The organism is Algibacillus agarilyticus, from assembly GCF_003286125.1.
Classification (GTDB): domain Bacteria; phylum Pseudomonadota; class Gammaproteobacteria; order Enterobacterales; family Alteromonadaceae; genus Algibacillus; species Algibacillus agarilyticus.
On the sequence record NZ_QMED01000055.1, the window covers coordinates 1 to 14,347 of the forward strand.

The 14,347-nt window shown below is 39.8% G+C and carries 11 protein-coding genes and 1 pseudogene; 8 read left to right on the forward strand and 4 right to left on the reverse strand.

Annotated features, from left to right (window positions below; genetic code table 11):
* Nucleotides 1-289, forward strand: a pseudogene (locus DPX34_RS22165) (IS110 family transposase); the annotation flags it as partial.
* Between the two features lie 15 nt (nucleotides 290-304).
* Here DPX34_RS22165 and DPX34_RS21180 read toward each other — a convergent pair.
* Nucleotides 305-691, reverse strand: coding sequence for a hypothetical protein (locus DPX34_RS21180; RefSeq protein ID WP_111980413.1), 387 nt, complete (start codon nucleotides 689-691; stop codon nucleotides 305-307).
* Between the two features lie 670 nt (nucleotides 692-1,361).
* A complete protein-coding gene (locus tag DPX34_RS21185) occupies nucleotides 1,362-3,710 on the reverse strand; it encodes a BNR-4 repeat-containing protein (RefSeq protein ID WP_111980414.1) in 2,349 nt (782 codons plus the stop codon).
* A 624-nt stretch (nucleotides 3,711-4,334) separates the two neighbouring features.
* Between DPX34_RS21185 and DPX34_RS22380 the strand changes: the two genes are divergently transcribed.
* Nucleotides 4,335-4,427 carry a hypothetical protein gene (locus tag DPX34_RS22380; protein WP_332872842.1) on the forward strand — a complete coding sequence of 31 codons (93 nt, stop codon included), beginning with the start codon at nucleotides 4,335-4,337 and terminating at the stop codon, nucleotides 4,425-4,427.
* Nucleotides 4,428-4,437: 10 nt separating this feature from the next.
* The gene (locus DPX34_RS21200) at nucleotides 4,438-4,953 is read left to right on the forward strand and encodes a DoxX-like family protein (protein WP_232824830.1); all 516 of its coding nucleotides are present in this window, start codon (nucleotides 4,438-4,440) and stop codon (nucleotides 4,951-4,953) included.
* 262 nt (nucleotides 4,954-5,215) lie between these two features.
* Here the strand turns inward: DPX34_RS21200 and DPX34_RS21205 are convergent, their stop codons facing one another.
* On the reverse strand, nucleotides 5,216-6,166 hold the full coding sequence (locus DPX34_RS21205) for a LysR family transcriptional regulator (RefSeq protein ID WP_111980415.1): 951 nt from the start codon (nucleotides 6,164-6,166) through the stop codon (nucleotides 5,216-5,218).
* A 152-nt stretch (nucleotides 6,167-6,318) separates the two neighbouring features.
* Here DPX34_RS21205 and DPX34_RS21210 point away from each other — a divergent pair, with 152 nt between their 5' ends.
* The 4 genes from DPX34_RS21210 to DPX34_RS21225 all read left to right on the forward strand — a co-directional run bounded on the left by DPX34_RS21210 (nucleotide 6,319) and on the right by DPX34_RS21225 (nucleotide 12,981).
* Nucleotides 6,319-7,515, forward strand: a complete 1,197-nt coding sequence (locus tag DPX34_RS21210) for an efflux RND transporter periplasmic adaptor subunit (RefSeq protein WP_111980421.1) — start codon at nucleotides 6,319-6,321, stop codon at nucleotides 7,513-7,515.
* A gap of 8 nt (nucleotides 7,516-7,523) precedes the next feature.
* Nucleotides 7,524-10,655, forward strand: coding sequence for an efflux RND transporter permease subunit (locus DPX34_RS21215; RefSeq protein ID WP_111980416.1), 3,132 nt, complete (start codon nucleotides 7,524-7,526; stop codon nucleotides 10,653-10,655).
* A gap of 552 nt (nucleotides 10,656-11,207) precedes the next feature.
* Nucleotides 11,208-12,206, forward strand: coding sequence for a zinc-binding dehydrogenase (locus DPX34_RS21220; RefSeq protein ID WP_111980417.1), 999 nt, complete (start codon nucleotides 11,208-11,210; stop codon nucleotides 12,204-12,206).
* Nucleotides 12,207-12,384: 178 nt separating this feature from the next.
* On the forward strand, nucleotides 12,385-12,981 hold the full coding sequence (locus DPX34_RS21225) for an MlaC/ttg2D family ABC transporter substrate-binding protein (RefSeq protein WP_111980418.1): 597 nt from the start codon (nucleotides 12,385-12,387) through the stop codon (nucleotides 12,979-12,981).
* A 115-nt stretch (nucleotides 12,982-13,096) separates the two neighbouring features.
* On the opposite strand, the gene DPX34_RS21835 is transcribed toward DPX34_RS21225, so the two are convergent.
* On the reverse strand, nucleotides 13,097-13,330 hold the full coding sequence (locus DPX34_RS21835) for a hypothetical protein (RefSeq protein WP_157964816.1): 234 nt from the start codon (nucleotides 13,328-13,330) through the stop codon (nucleotides 13,097-13,099).
* Between DPX34_RS21835 and DPX34_RS21230 the strand changes: the two genes are divergently transcribed.
* The gene (locus DPX34_RS21230) at nucleotides 13,329-14,102 is read left to right on the forward strand and encodes a glycoside hydrolase family 1 protein (RefSeq protein ID WP_157964817.1); all 774 of its coding nucleotides are present in this window, start codon (nucleotides 13,329-13,331) and stop codon (nucleotides 14,100-14,102) included. The two genes, DPX34_RS21835 and DPX34_RS21230, sit on opposite strands and share 2 nt — an antisense overlap.
* The last annotated feature ends 245 nt before the right edge of the window (nucleotides 14,103-14,347 follow it).

The following is a 14,347-nucleotide window of genomic DNA, read 5'->3' on the forward strand; positions in this document are numbered from 1 at the left end:
AGAGTGGATACATTGGCGATACTCATGCACAACATTTTTACGGCAAACATTTGTTGAATGGGCAGGTCAATCGGTGCGATATTCGTTTTGGGCTAAAGCTTATTATCAACAGCAAGCAGCGAAAGGAAAACCGCATAATACCATCATCAGAGCGTTGGCATTTAAGTGGATCAGGATATTGTTTCGGTGCTGGAAAACCAGCACAGCATATGATGAATCAACTTATCTAGAAGCCTTGAAAAGTAAGGGTTCACCGCTCTTAAAATATGCGGTAAAAAGTAAAACTTAATGCTTGCTGTCCACCTCAGGGCGTGTTGTTAGAGTTTTTAAATTGAGAGGCGAAAACACCCAAAAAATATAAACTAAGAAGCCCATGGTACAAACCTATACCAGAGTTGTCGGTATTGTTTGAAAGAAAATCTGGTATAGAAATTATACCTAAAAATAAAGACAAAGAACCTGATAATAGAAGAATTATGATACGTAATTTAGGGAAATTAGTAGATAAATAAAAGATGAAAATTAAAGGAACAAAACCAATTAGAAAATATGGTGCAGTATCCACATAACTAAATATAGTTATAGAACCAGCAGCCATTAATATACCTAAACCTATAAGCCAGCTCGCTCCATAACCAAAAGATCCATTATCATTCCCGCCAACTTTAAGCCGGTGAAATTTTATATCCATACTTCCCTAAAACTCTAACAATTTAATAGTGCGCGATTTGCGCATTTTTCTACTAAATCCGCGCGCATTTTCTTACTTACTGTATTTTTAACAAATAAGCTAACACATTGCTATTTATATTGTTTATTTACAGATGAAAAATTTACCAAAGATAAAAATGCGCAACTTGCGCATTTTCTTGAATAGAGGAGCAATGATCGGGAGTTGTACAAAATACAGTGCTGCAAATGCGTGTTTGGTATTAATTTACGTTGTGGGTCATTATAAAGTGAATACCGAATGGTAAAATCAAATGACAACTTGAGGTGGGTATCTGCTTTTATAGGTTTTAACCGGTGCGGTTCGCAAGCTCACGGCACCCTACCTAGGGGCTTTTTACAACGATATTCCCTGAACAATATTCTAAATCAGGCCACATCCATTTAACCACAACAACGGCTGTTACAATTTAACAACGGAACTTAATTGTATCTGCATTGAATTCACTAGAAATGGCCAACTATTACGTGAAATCGTACAGGACAGTCATCGAAATTTTGCCTTTGTTAGTGTTTCTATCGAACAGTTGGTGAGTTGTATTTTTTCATTAAGATCAACAAAAAATACCTCCATCGCCGACAAATCGGCAATGGAGATATGAGTTAATCATTATTTGATAAAAAAATAGCAATTAGTACGCACGTACTTTAATGAATTGACAGTTGTTACTCGGCGCCAGCATTAATATGCTACCGCTAAAGTCAGATGATTGTTTGTAAGTGGCGCTGATATCGATAGTGCCGCTACCATCAACCGAGAAAACGCTACCGTTAAAATCACAAGCCGTGTTGGTATCGCTGTCCCAAAACTGTACCGTAGCCCCTGATAAGTCACGGTCAAAACGAATACAGCTGTCACTAGCCGATAAGGTAACTTCGGTTTTGCTATTCCAAGTTACGTCGGTAGTACTGCTGCACCCATTTGAGTTTTCAACTTCGTTAACATTAACGATTTTATATTTTTGACCTTCATTACCATTAACGTCAGTGGCCACGGCTTTAAAGGTATAACGACCGGCGGTAAAACCTAACAATTCATTAGGTAAACCGGCGTGACCCCATTCGTATGGCGGTACTGACTCTTGGCGGATAAAATCACCATTTAAGTAAAGTTTTACATGCTCAATATCTGCATCTGTAGGACTATCCACTTGTACTGATAACAATAATTGCTCGTAACCTTCATCAAGCACAATTTCCCCTTGATCAAAGCTGACTTCAGGGGTTTGATCAACTACCGCTTTTACATAACATTTTTTAACCACACCCGGCGCTGGGTCACCAAATATATTTCGCTCACAATAGACATTGTTAGTTTGAGCATTTAAGTAATTGAATTGCCCGTTAGCACCAAAGGCGATGTCCATGGTACCCGTCACTTCAACGGTATCACCTTCATTCGCCGCGAAGCTAAAACCGTCAGGACCACTAATATCGACCAGATCTAAGTCGATAATTTGCAAATAGGTGGTGCGTTTATCGCCAGAGCCACTTTCAAGTAAATAATAATATAATTTGCCTTCATGAATGTAAGGCACACCTTTTTCAAAGATTTTTCCGGTAGTCGGTCGATAAACCACCTCAAAGTTATTGGTGCCTCCAACCGCTCGCTCTATATTTGGGCGGCCACCTTGAAGTCCGATGATGAAGATATCATTACCTGCGGTATATAGCTCATCTGCGCCTGAAAAGTCTGTGGTCGTGACAAAATCTGAGTTCCCGCCTTTACGGTAGGTATGTACTTTTTTAGTGATATTATTTCTGGTGTCTTTTACGCTACCGATAAAGTGCACATCATCATTATCGGTCACGGTCCAATCAAACCCACCTACCATATAAAGCTGATTGCGACTATTTGCTGCAGGAAAAACATCACCAGGCTCAGAAATTTTTATCGCGTCGGTATTTAACACCGGCATAGTTAATGACTCGTGATTATAGTTTTTCCAGTTCGTTTGGCCGATTGGATCATCTGAGTAAGCACCAAAGAAGCCATTTTGGTAAACATATTTATCATCAACTTTGGCGCGCTGCTGAAAACCCATGCGCACTTTACCGTTCAGGTATTTCATTTCGCCATAAACGCCATAGTTGTAGGCATTGCCGCGACTTTGTGCGCCATTATGGTTAAAGTCTTTAAAACTACTTTGCCAGTTATTGCCATCATATCTTATATATGAAAATTTTCCGTTTTGTGAACGGCCTTTACGCATATATAAAAACAGATCGCCTTCATTGGTGGTAAAAAACTTCGGGTAAGATAAATTGGCAAATATATTTGAGTTTACGTCGCCTGTTAAAGTGATGTGTTTATATTCATCAATTTCGTCACTAGGGCTGTATTTGGCATTCACTAAGTCGTTGCCAGCAAAGTAAGTGTCTTTAACAAATAAGTCTAAGGTAAATTCGTTGTCTGGCACCGTTAACGCGTTAGCTTTTGAATAATAATATTTGAAGTAATCATTAGCTGCAGTACCGTCACTGGGGTTGCTCGATGATAATGAATGTTGATCAAACACCATATGAATGCTTTCGTTTTTAGGGCTTAAACCAATGGCAATAGTGTTATGGGTTTCACCAACCCACCATCTATTTTGGTAACCGGTATGGCGATGTGGAAATTCAATAGTTTTGGTGGTGCCGGTATCCATGTTATAACGCGTTAATTGCACATGTCGGTTATATTTTCCGCCTTTGTACCACGTCATAAAAACAAAGTTTTTATACACTTTTATCGTATCACCGTGTGGTGTGATGGCGCGGCCATACATATAATCGTATTGGCCTGGGCCAACATCGGCTTCATTTAAAGCGGCATTAGTTGATGATTTTTTATCGCCATTAAAATATAAACCCAAGTCTGTTATATGAATTTCTTGCTCTAGTTCTACCTCGGCCAATGCTTGCGCAGACACCAAAGAGAGTATCACCGATAAAGCGCTAGCGCTGCGTTTTATCTTTTTGTTCAAAATTGTGTTCATCTTGTAGTAACCTTATTATTTTAGTGTTATCCCAAATGTTTTTAAGAAAACGTCAGTAGCCGCTAAACAAAATGATAATGTTAAGCGGCTACTGGATAAGTATGCGTATAAACCTTCACACACACTTACCTAAAAAGATAAGGCCGATTCAGCAAATAATTGCTACCTCTAAAACTGATATTTATAAAATTAAAATGGGAGCGGGTGTGAGAAAATACCCAGCAAGGGAGTATTGAAAAAGCATAAACAAAACCCAAAATCGTGCTGGACAGTCATCGATGTATATGCAAAGTTACTCATATTCTTCACCTTGCTTTTATTGGGTTTTCAGCTTAGTGATATTCATCGGTTTATGTTGGCCACCGGTATTAAAAATTCAATACAAATTGCGTGATTTAGCAAAAAAAACGTCAGCTCAAACCCAATATCATCTGAATTTAAATCGTTATAGTCTTCTCGCTCAGATTTTATGGTTCATTGTCAGCGCTTACTCGCCCCAATCACATAATAGAGCATATGCTCATGGGGTCTCGAAGCTTGACGGCTTTGCTTACATGGATGTAAGTACTTAGGTTTCGTCTGGAACTCGAAACCTGCCCCTAAAACACGATCGCTTTGACTATAATGCAAGCATGGATATTATTAGGTGTACCGGCATTTATCGCTATTCTAGCTATTTTTTGGTTAATGGTTTTTAAACCATTTCCTGTTGTATAAAGGAATCATCTTGAACAAAATAATTAAAGAAAGTCTGTTTAAATCAGCCAAATATTCACTGGCCTTTTTATGGTTTTTTACAGGTTTAACGTCACTTTATTTGTCGCCTGAAACAGGTTACCAAATACTCGAAGGGGCCAATATTACCGGCGAGTTAGCCGACAACGCCATCTACTATGGCGCAATTTTAGATATAACGCTGGGCATATGGCTATTAACGGCTTTTAAAACCAAACTCTGTTGCATCATACAAATAGGCGTTATCACACTTTACACCCTACTTTTAACGTACATAGACCCAAGTTATTGGTTACACCCTTTTGGCCCTATCACCAAAAATATTCCCATTGTCATTCTTATTGCTTACCTTTATTCAACACATGAGAGCATGAGTTACTTGAATAAACGCCGACATAAAAAGCACCGTAAACAAGACACAATAGCCGATACTAAAAGCAATGCTGAAAACCTTGATGTAACTGACACTGAAACGACTACTCATACCAATACTGAAACTAAAAAATAAAATAAACCAAAACGCTGTGTTCAATGCAATCATGCAGGACTGTCATCGATGTATAGTCGATACACTGATGTAAAATTAAATAGAATCAAAAACTTATTTGTACCTGTCCTGCACGACCCTTTAGTGAATACAAACAGCAAATTAACGCTCATCGCAGTATAAAAATAGCGGCCTACTCAGAACAAAATCGATACGACAAAGATAAACACGCCCTAGAACAAATCTAATCGGTAAACGAGATCTAACACCGTCGAATTAAAGCTTAGTCTTTAAACTGGTACATAGTGTCAAAGTTGGGGATGTTATGTTCCCAAATAGGCTTATCATCGCCGATATATTGTTTTACTGCATCTAAAAACAATTGGGTTCTAACCGGTAACCCCCGGTGTGGGTACACAGCTTGCACCTTACGAAACGAAGGTAAATTTAAGTCAGTTAAAATAGGAATTAACGACCCTTTCTTTATTTCATCACCAATCAAAAATGCAGGCACAACACAATAAGCACTATGCGCGAGCGCTTTAAGTAATAGTAATTCCCCGTCGTTTGCACGGTAACAACTTTTTATTGCTACGCTTGCGTCAACACCTTGTTCATCCACGTAGTGTAAATTATCAACTCGTAAACTGTTACTGGCATAAGTTGCTGCCGGTAATTGGGCTAATTCAGCAATAGACTTAGGGTTACCATAAGTTTGAATGAATTCGGGTGTCGCCACAATAAGCATGCGGTTACGCGCTAAATAACGTGCAATTAAGTTTGACTCTTTAAGGTCGCCAACTCTAAAAGCTAAATCGAACCCTTCACCTACAATATCCACAAAGCGATCTTCTAACCTAAGCTCTATTTCAACTTGTGGGAATCGCTTTTGAAAGTCATTAATAACCGGTTGTAAGTAACGCTTACCGATTATGCTCGGACTCGTCATTTTAAGTAAACCGCGCGGTTCGGTATGAAAATTTTCTGCTATTTGTAAGGTGTCACTCAGCAGCTCCCTTATCTCTTGCGCTTTTTTCATCATTTCAGCACCGGCAGCTGTTAGTGAGAATGAGCGAGTAGATCGATTGAGTAATCTTACGCCTAGATCTTCTTCTAACTTATTCATTTGCTTAGAAATAACCGAACGATCAATATTACGCATTTCAGCGACTTGCGCAAAAGAACCGCGTTCAATTATTTCCAAAAACATTAACAAGCGACTCGTCGTATCCATATTTTCACCTAACGAATAAGTGCCTAGTAATCATTAAAACTAGGCTAATAATATCTATTGGTGCCATTTTGGCATTAATGAATTTAAAAAACGATGGTTTTTTATCAAGTAAACAGTCTTTAAACTGCGAGTATTCAATTTGGAGACCGACAATGCAGTTTACACACATCAAACATATTTTGAGTTTTAGCGCCATCTTATTCACCTTAACCGCCTGTGTAGAGGAACCGACAACACCGAGTAATACATTAGCACAAGCTCAAACTGCAACACAGATTGATGTAGCCCAAGTTGCAGCTCAATCAGTTCAACCTTGGTTTACTTACACAAGTCGTTTAGTCGCCTCTCAACAAGTCGCTTTAAAACCAAGAGTGTCGGGTATTATTGATTCGATTGAATTTGTTGAAGGACAAAAAGTTAAACAAGGTGATTTGCTTTTTCGTTTAGACCCTCGTCCATTTGAAGCACAAGTAGCGCGCTTAAAAGCGCAAGTAGACCGTGAAAAAGCAACGCTCGCTCAAGTAGAAAACGAAGCTCAACGCGCGCAGCACTTGCGTAAACGAGATGCAATTTCAGCAGAAGAAGCTGAAGCGAGGTCAACCACTGTTAAGCAATCTCAAGCTCAACTCGCCGCACTTAATGCACAATTAAAGGCCGCACAACTTAATTTAGATTTTAGTAAAATTGAATCGCCGATTAATGGTGTGATTTCACGAGCGGAAATAACAAAGGGCAATACCGTTAACGCCAATATTAGCGTACTCACAAACATTGTTTCTGATCACAAAATGTATGCGTATTTTGATATTGACGAGCGTACTTGGAATGCTCATTTTGGTCAAACAAGCGCGGCAGATCAATTACCGGTAGCGATGCAATTGTTGGGTAACAATGCTTTTACACATACAGGAACGGTTGATTTTATAGATAACAAAATCAATGAAAACACCGGCACGCTGCGAGTGAGAGCGACCTTTTTAGATGAAGCTAATAATTTAAGATCCGGTGCCTTTGCCCGTATAAAAATTGCCAGCCAAGCGCCACAACAACAAATATTGATCCCAGAAAAAGCCATTGGCACTGATTTAAAAAATCGCTTTGTTTTGGTGCTTGATGAAACTAACACGTTGCAATACCGAGCAATTTCACTCGGTGATCAATACGGCCAATACAGAGCAATCACCTCAGGCTTAAATAATAATGATGTCATTGCCATTAATGGGCCTGCTAAAGTCGGGCCTGGTATGCCAGTGTCTCCGCGTGCGACTATTTTAGATCTTTCTGCCGTAGCACTAACGCTTGATGCTCAAATTGAACAACCCGTTTTAACCGCGATGCGCAAAGACTAGAGCTTAATATGAATTTTTCTCACTTTTTTATTAAACGGCCTATTTTTGCAGCCGTCTTGTCATTGATTATTTTAATCGGCGGCGCAATCTCATTATTTCAATTACCCATAAGCGAATACCCAGAAGTTGTCCCCCCAACGGTTGTTGTCACTGCAAATTACCCGGGAGCTAACCCAAAAGTAATTGCAGAAACAGTTGCCACACCTTTAGAGCAAGAAATAAATGGCATTGAGAACATGCTGTACACTTTTTCGCAGGCAACCAGTGACGGTCGCATGACGCTAACGGTGACTTTTGCGCTAGGAACGGATTTGGACCGAGCACAAGTTCGAGTTCAAAATAGAGTCAATAGCGCACTACCTCGCTTACCACAAGAAGTGCAACGCTTAGGTGTTGTTGCAAAAAAATCATCACCTAACTTAACAATGGTTGTGCATTTGTACTCACCGGAAAAAAGCCGTGAGACTGAATATTTATCAAATTACGCTGACTTATACGTCAAAGACCAAATCGCTAGAATTGGTGGTGTGGGTGAAGTCCGTGTTTTTGGCGGTGGTAAATATGCGATGCGTGTTTGGCTAAACCCTGATGCATTAGCCTCAAGAAAATTGACGGCTAATGATGTTATCAACGCATTACAACAACAAAATCAGCAAGTTGCAGCAGGCTCGCTGGGGGCACAACCCGTGCCTAATTCTGCTCAGTTTCAAATACTCCTTAATGTTAAAGGCCGCCTAAGTAGCATTGAAGAGTTTAACGACGTCATCGTAAAAGTGAATAACAGTGGTGCGGTGACACGTTTAAAAGATGTAGCTAGAGTTGAAATAGGCCAAGACTCTTACGCATTACGTTCACTATTAAATGGCCAACCGGCCGTTGCTCTGCCTATATTTCAGCGCCCAGGTTCTAATGCCATCGAACTGTCTGACGAAGTACGTTCAATCATGCAACACCTTTCTGAAGCATTCCCTGCGGATGTTGATTATCAAATAGTTTACGACCCTACCGTATTTGTACGCGGCTCAATTGAAGCGGTTATTGAAACATTAATTGAAGCCATCATACTGGTCGTGATTGTTGTCATTTTGTTTTTACAAACATGGCGTGCATCTATTATCCCACTTATTGCAGTACCGGTTTCACTTGTCGGCACATTTGCCGTTATGCAATGGTTAGGGGTGAGTATTAATACGTTATCGCTTTTTGGTCTGGTCTTGGCAATCGGTATTGTGGTTGATGACGCAATTGTCGTTGTTGAAAACGTTGAGCGAAATATCGAAAAAGGCTTATCTCCGTTTGAAGCGACCAAAGTCGCGATGAGTGAAGTAACGGGGCCCATAATTGCGATTGCACTTGTATTATGTGCTGTATTTATTCCAACTGCATTCATTACGGGATTAACGGGGCAATTTTACAAGCAATTTGCATTAACGATTACGATATCGACCATTATATCGGCTTTTAATTCACTGACATTATCACCGGCTTTAGCCGCTATGTTACTAAAACCACATGATGCGAAACCTGATTGGTTTACCCGTATATTAAATCGTTTATTTGGTCGTTTTATATTTCAACCATTCAATCGTGTATTTGATAAAAGTGCGAATGCTTACCAAGCAACGATCAAAAAGTTAGTACGCTTTAGCGCCATTGTAGGCGTGGTATACTTAGGTTTATTAGCGTCTACCGTTGGTTTATTTAACGGCGTACCGGACGGTTTTATACCGGCACAAGACAAACAATATTTAGTGTCAATAGCCCAATTACCAGATGCCGCTAGTTTAGACAGGACCGAAGCGGTAATTCAAGAAATGTCTGAAATAGCCAAAGGCGTTCCGGGCGTTGCCAACTCTGTTGCATTTCCGGGCCTGAACATTAATGGTTTCACGAATAGCCCCAATAGTGGCGTCATATTTACCCCGCTAACTGACTTTTCAAAACGCACTGGCGCAAGTCAGTCTGCAGCCGCTATCGCAGCAGAGCTTAACAAACGTTATTCAAGCATTGATGAAGCCTTTGTTGCGGTATTTCCACCGCCACCTATTTTGGGTTTAGGCACAACAGGCGGATTTAAATTACAAATTGAAGACCGGAGCAATCAAGGCTTTAAAGCTTTATTTGATAGCTTACAAAGTGTGATTGCTGAGTCGCGTAATCGCCCTGAACTGATGGGCTTATATTCAAGCTTCCGTATTCAAGTGCCCCAAATGGATATTGAAATTGATCGTGAGCAAGCCCTTTTACAAGGTATTCCGCTAGATGAAGTGTTTAGCGCGCTGCAAATATATTTAGGATCGTTATATGTAAATGACTTCAATATGTTTGGCCGTACTTATCAAGTCAATGCGCAAGCTGATGCAAACTTTAGATTAGACGCAAAGCAAATATTAAACTTAAAAGTGCGCAATGCTAAAGGCCAAATGGTGCCGCTAGGAGCGGTATTAAAAGCGACGCCAACAACAGGGCCAGACCGCGTGATGCATTACAACGGTTATCCAAGTGCCGAACTAAATGGTAGCCCAGCCATGGGGTTTAGTTCAGGTCAAGCTAAACAAGCAATAGAAGACGTACTGGCAAAAACATTACCTGACGGTATTGAATATGAATGGACTGAAGTCACATTTCAGCAAATTTTAGCGGGCAACACCATGGTTTATATTTTCCCTTTAGTCGTCTTGCTCGTCTTTATGGTATTGGCTGCACAGTACGAAAGCTTACGCTTACCATTAGCTATTATTTTGATTGTACCGATGACAATATTCTCAGCATTGTTAGGCGTTTGGCTAGTCGGAGGGGATAATAATATTTTCACGCAAATAGCGCTGATAGTGTTGGTTGCCCTCGCCTGTAAAAACACTATTTTGATGGTCGAATTTGCGAAAGAACAACAAGACAAAAGCATGAGCCGATTAGCCGCCATTGTTGATGCGGGCCGTTTGCGTTTACGTCCAATATTGATGACCTCTATATCATTTACGGCGGGGGTTATTCCATTGGTTTTAGCCACGGGGGCGGGTTCTGAAATGCGCTATGCTATGGGTATTGCCGTATTTGCAGGCATGATTGGTGTCACCGTATTTGGCTTATTATTTACCCCTGTTTTTTATGCTTTAGTCGCCAATAAAACCACAAGTTAATTGGCCCATTTTAAGTTTATCAGCTCAAAAAGCACAGGCCAAAGCACAAGGTTAATAGACTGAAGACGCACTCGCATTTACGAAAATACGATCGTAAATGCGATGACCTAAACACAAACAGCACTAAACAATATGAACAATATGAAAAATGCGAACAACTTGAAATCGATACACCAATAAAAGCTTACATTATGCCAACCAAGCGTTGGTAAAAGCAGAAGCAATGTATACCCAAGAGACTTCAAGGGGCAGGATTCAGTGGGAATTTAAATTGATTTAGGCAAAGCACTGATTGATAATTGATGAGTACTCAACACAATTGCGTTGTTAAAAAGATGGTTATTCAAACAGTTATGCGAAATTAATGGCAATCAATAACGACTGATTTATCATTATTTACTTAGTCCTATTTAACTGAACTATAAACATTTCATACTATCCATAACGGACATGTCGGTAGCATGAATAACACGTAATTAACACATAGATGAGTTAACGTAATTTGATCTATGCGTCTAATTTTAGCGTTAATCCTTATTTAAGGTAATACTTATGTCCGAATTACCCCGTTTGATGAACGTGATCATGCTGACAAAAGCGGATGAAAACTTTGATTTGGTCATGCAAGAAGTTGCACGACCGGAACGACAAGAAAATCAACTTTTGATTAAAGTAGAGTACGTTGGTTTGAACCCAGTAGATGCGAAGCTCGCTAAAAAAGGCTTCGCTGGCTGGCAGTATCCGCATACACCGGGTTTAGATGCAGTTGGCGTGGTTGTAGATGCGCCAATAGGTGTTATGCCTAACGTGGGTGATCGGGTTATGTGGCATGCTGACTTGTCTCAGCAAGGTATGTTAGCCGAATACGTTGCCGTACCGAATTTTGCCGTGTCAAAAATACCTAAAGGCTTAGATCCAATTATTGCAGCTAGTTTACCCTGCGCTGGTATGACCGCTCTATTTGCATTAGACAAATTGCAAATAGAGCATGGGGACAACCTATTAATTGAAGCTGGATCGGGGGCGGTTGGTCAGTTTGCCATCCAATTTGCAAAACAACGCGGGGCGACGGTCTTCACTACCGCATCGAAAAAAAATCATGCGTATCTTAAAAAATTGGGAGCCGATGAACTCTTCGATTACAAAGATAAAAAATTACTAAATAAATTTAAGTTGGCTCTGGGTCCCTGCCAATTTGATGCCGTAATAGACACCATTGGCGGTGAAAACACGGAGCGCAATATTGAGCTATTACGCTTTTGCGGCAAAATAGCGTGTTTGAATGGCTTATCAACATTACCGCAAGAATTACTTTTTAGAAAAGCACCGGTTATTAGCATCGTATCGTTAGGCGGTGCGTGGTTAACTCGCAGTTTGTGTGCTCAACAAAAAATGAGCTTCATGGGGAATTTACTCATGGACAGTGTGTTAAAAAACAAGATCACCCCACCGCCAATAACCCCTATCGAATTTAACGCCAAAGCCGTTACAGAGGCCCTTCACAAACAACTTACGGGTGGGTTTATGAGTAAACAGGTTGTTACTTTATAAAAACACCCTTTATTAGTCACTTATTGGTGCCAGAATGGCATCAATTAAATGCGCATTTGTAGATAATTATTGCCGATGCCATGGTGTACTATACTTACATCAGTTCAAGATACAGTGCTTAAGTACTGTACTTGAGTTGAATTAAGTTTATCAACATTTAACACAAGGACCCGTCGACATGCTTACCTATAAACATTTATTACTCGTTATTATATTTACTTTTAGCACTGCCTCGTATGCAGCAGACAACAAGCAATCACCTAACGAGCTATTAAATGAAGTCGCGAATACATTGTTTGGCCAAATTAAAACGGCAAACCTACAAGGCAGTAGCAAATCGGAATCAATGCACAAAATTGTGGAGCAGTACTTAATGCCTCACATTGATATCAAATATGTTTCATTCAAACTTTTAGGTAAGCATGCACGTAAAATGCCTAAAGATCGCATCAATGACTTTTTCACCGCCGTGCAAAACCATTTAGTGGGTACTTATGCAAACGCACTCATGAATTACGATGACCAACAAGTGATCTTTGACGATAGCGCTAGCAAAGTGAACAACAAATATGCCACGGTTAAAACACGTATTATTAACGATGACAAACCGTCAATCGATTTACAATTTAAATTACGCAAAAGTAAAACAGGCGATTGGAAGATTTACGATATGGTTGCGGAAGGCATATCACTTCTTAGTGCTAAGCAAAAAGAGATAAGCGGTCGAATTACTCAACAAGGTTTAGAACAAACAATTGTTGCGTTAAATCAATAAAAACGTATTGATTTAATCACAACACTGAAACACAAATTATTAAGACTGCATCTAGAGCGTATTAAGGCCATTAATAACGATGCAGTTTCAAGTAAAATGAATTAAAAATGTAATTTTAAACTGACAACTTTTTAAGTGCAAAATTGCCACGCTCTGCAACCGCAGGCGATTTATCTTTCGCGAACTGACGAGCAAAATAAATAGACTCTTCACCCAAATTAACCATCTCACGAATTAAAAACTCAGCAGCCACACGTCTTACGATTGAAGATGAGTCCTCTGCTGACTGAGTGAGTAAGTCAACAAAGCGAATTTCATGATGTATTGTTCTTTCGCCGATGACAATCATGCAGGACAGGCATCGAAAACCTGCTACATATGACCATCAAGCAGTTGAATTTGCTGATTTAACCATGCGACGCATGATTCTGGACCCTATTTTGCGCGGTTATTACCCGCAAGCTCATCTAGATCGCATTAAAATGTTTTTTCCGGCCATTGAAGCTAACGATATGAACATCATTAATAGCCCAATTGACTTTATCGGAATTAATAATTACTCACGTGATCGCGTTAAATACTCACCTTGGTTTATCGGGCATAAATTTTGGCCCGAATATCAGGCCAAAGCGCCCGAAAAAGAATATGAACTCAACAACGTGCAATATACCAGCATGGGCTGGGAGGTTTACCCAGAAGGCTTATACGAATTATTAATGTTGCTTAAAGACGAATATAACAACCCTAAAGTATTTATCACCGAAAACGGCGCAGCCTTTACTGATCATATTGTTAATGATCAGGTTGATGATATTAAACGCGTTGAATTTTTTAATGCCTACCTGCATCAAGTGTCGCGAGCCATTAAAGCCGGTTCAAATTGTGCAGGGTATTTTGCTTGGTCATTATTAGATAATTTTGAATGGCATGAAGGGTTCAAAAAACGTTTTGGTTTGGTTTATGTCGATCATCAAACCCAACAACGCACAATAAAACAAAGCGGTTATTGGTTTAAATCATTACTACAAACACATAAACAAAATATCATGCAAAATGAATCAAAAAGTAAACCCTTGACTGTGGAACAAAATGGCACGAGAGGGTCAAACGTTGTTTATTAAAGTATGTATTAAATTGTGTAAGGAGGGTGTGTATTAAAATGGTGGCTTACGCTCATGCTTCGCTAAACCACCCTACAAAATCCATTTAACCCGTCATACTGCGATAAATTTATTCAATTTAAACGACGTAGACCGGTTTAGCGCCGTTGGCGCGTAAGCCGGGTGATACGATATCCGCATAAACCCAACAAAGGTTATGTACCTGAGAAAGCCACGTAAAGGTAAAAATAGGCACCTGCATTTAG

Excerpts from the sequence above, each read along its gene's own strand:
- DPX34_RS21210 (WP_111980421.1), top strand. The coding sequence starts at position 6,319 with ATGCAGTTTACACACATCAAACATATTTTGAGTTTTAGCGCCATCTTA.
- DPX34_RS21230 (WP_157964817.1), top strand. The coding sequence starts at position 13,329 with ATGCAGGACAGGCATCGAAAACCTGCTACATATGACCATCAAGCAGTT.
- DPX34_RS21180 (WP_111980413.1), bottom strand. The coding sequence starts at position 691 with ATGGATATAAAATTTCACCGGCTTAAAGTTGGCGGGAATGATAATGGA.
- DPX34_RS21225 (WP_111980418.1), top strand. The coding sequence starts at position 12,385 with ATGCTTACCTATAAACATTTATTACTCGTTATTATATTTACTTTTAGC.
- DPX34_RS21835 (WP_157964816.1), bottom strand. The coding sequence starts at position 13,330 with ATGATTGTCATCGGCGAAAGAACAATACATCATGAAATTCGCTTTGTT.
- DPX34_RS21205 (WP_111980415.1), bottom strand. The coding sequence starts at position 6,166 with ATGGATACGACGAGTCGCTTGTTAATGTTTTTGGAAATAATTGAACGC.
- DPX34_RS21220 (WP_111980417.1), top strand. The coding sequence starts at position 11,208 with ATGTCCGAATTACCCCGTTTGATGAACGTGATCATGCTGACAAAAGCG.
- DPX34_RS21215 (WP_111980416.1), top strand. The coding sequence starts at position 7,524 with ATGAATTTTTCTCACTTTTTTATTAAACGGCCTATTTTTGCAGCCGTC.
- DPX34_RS21185 (WP_111980414.1), bottom strand. The coding sequence starts at position 3,710 with ATGAACACAATTTTGAACAAAAAGATAAAACGCAGCGCTAGCGCTTTA.
- DPX34_RS22380 (WP_332872842.1), top strand. The coding sequence starts at position 4,335 with ATGCAAGCATGGATATTATTAGGTGTACCGGCATTTATCGCTATTCTA.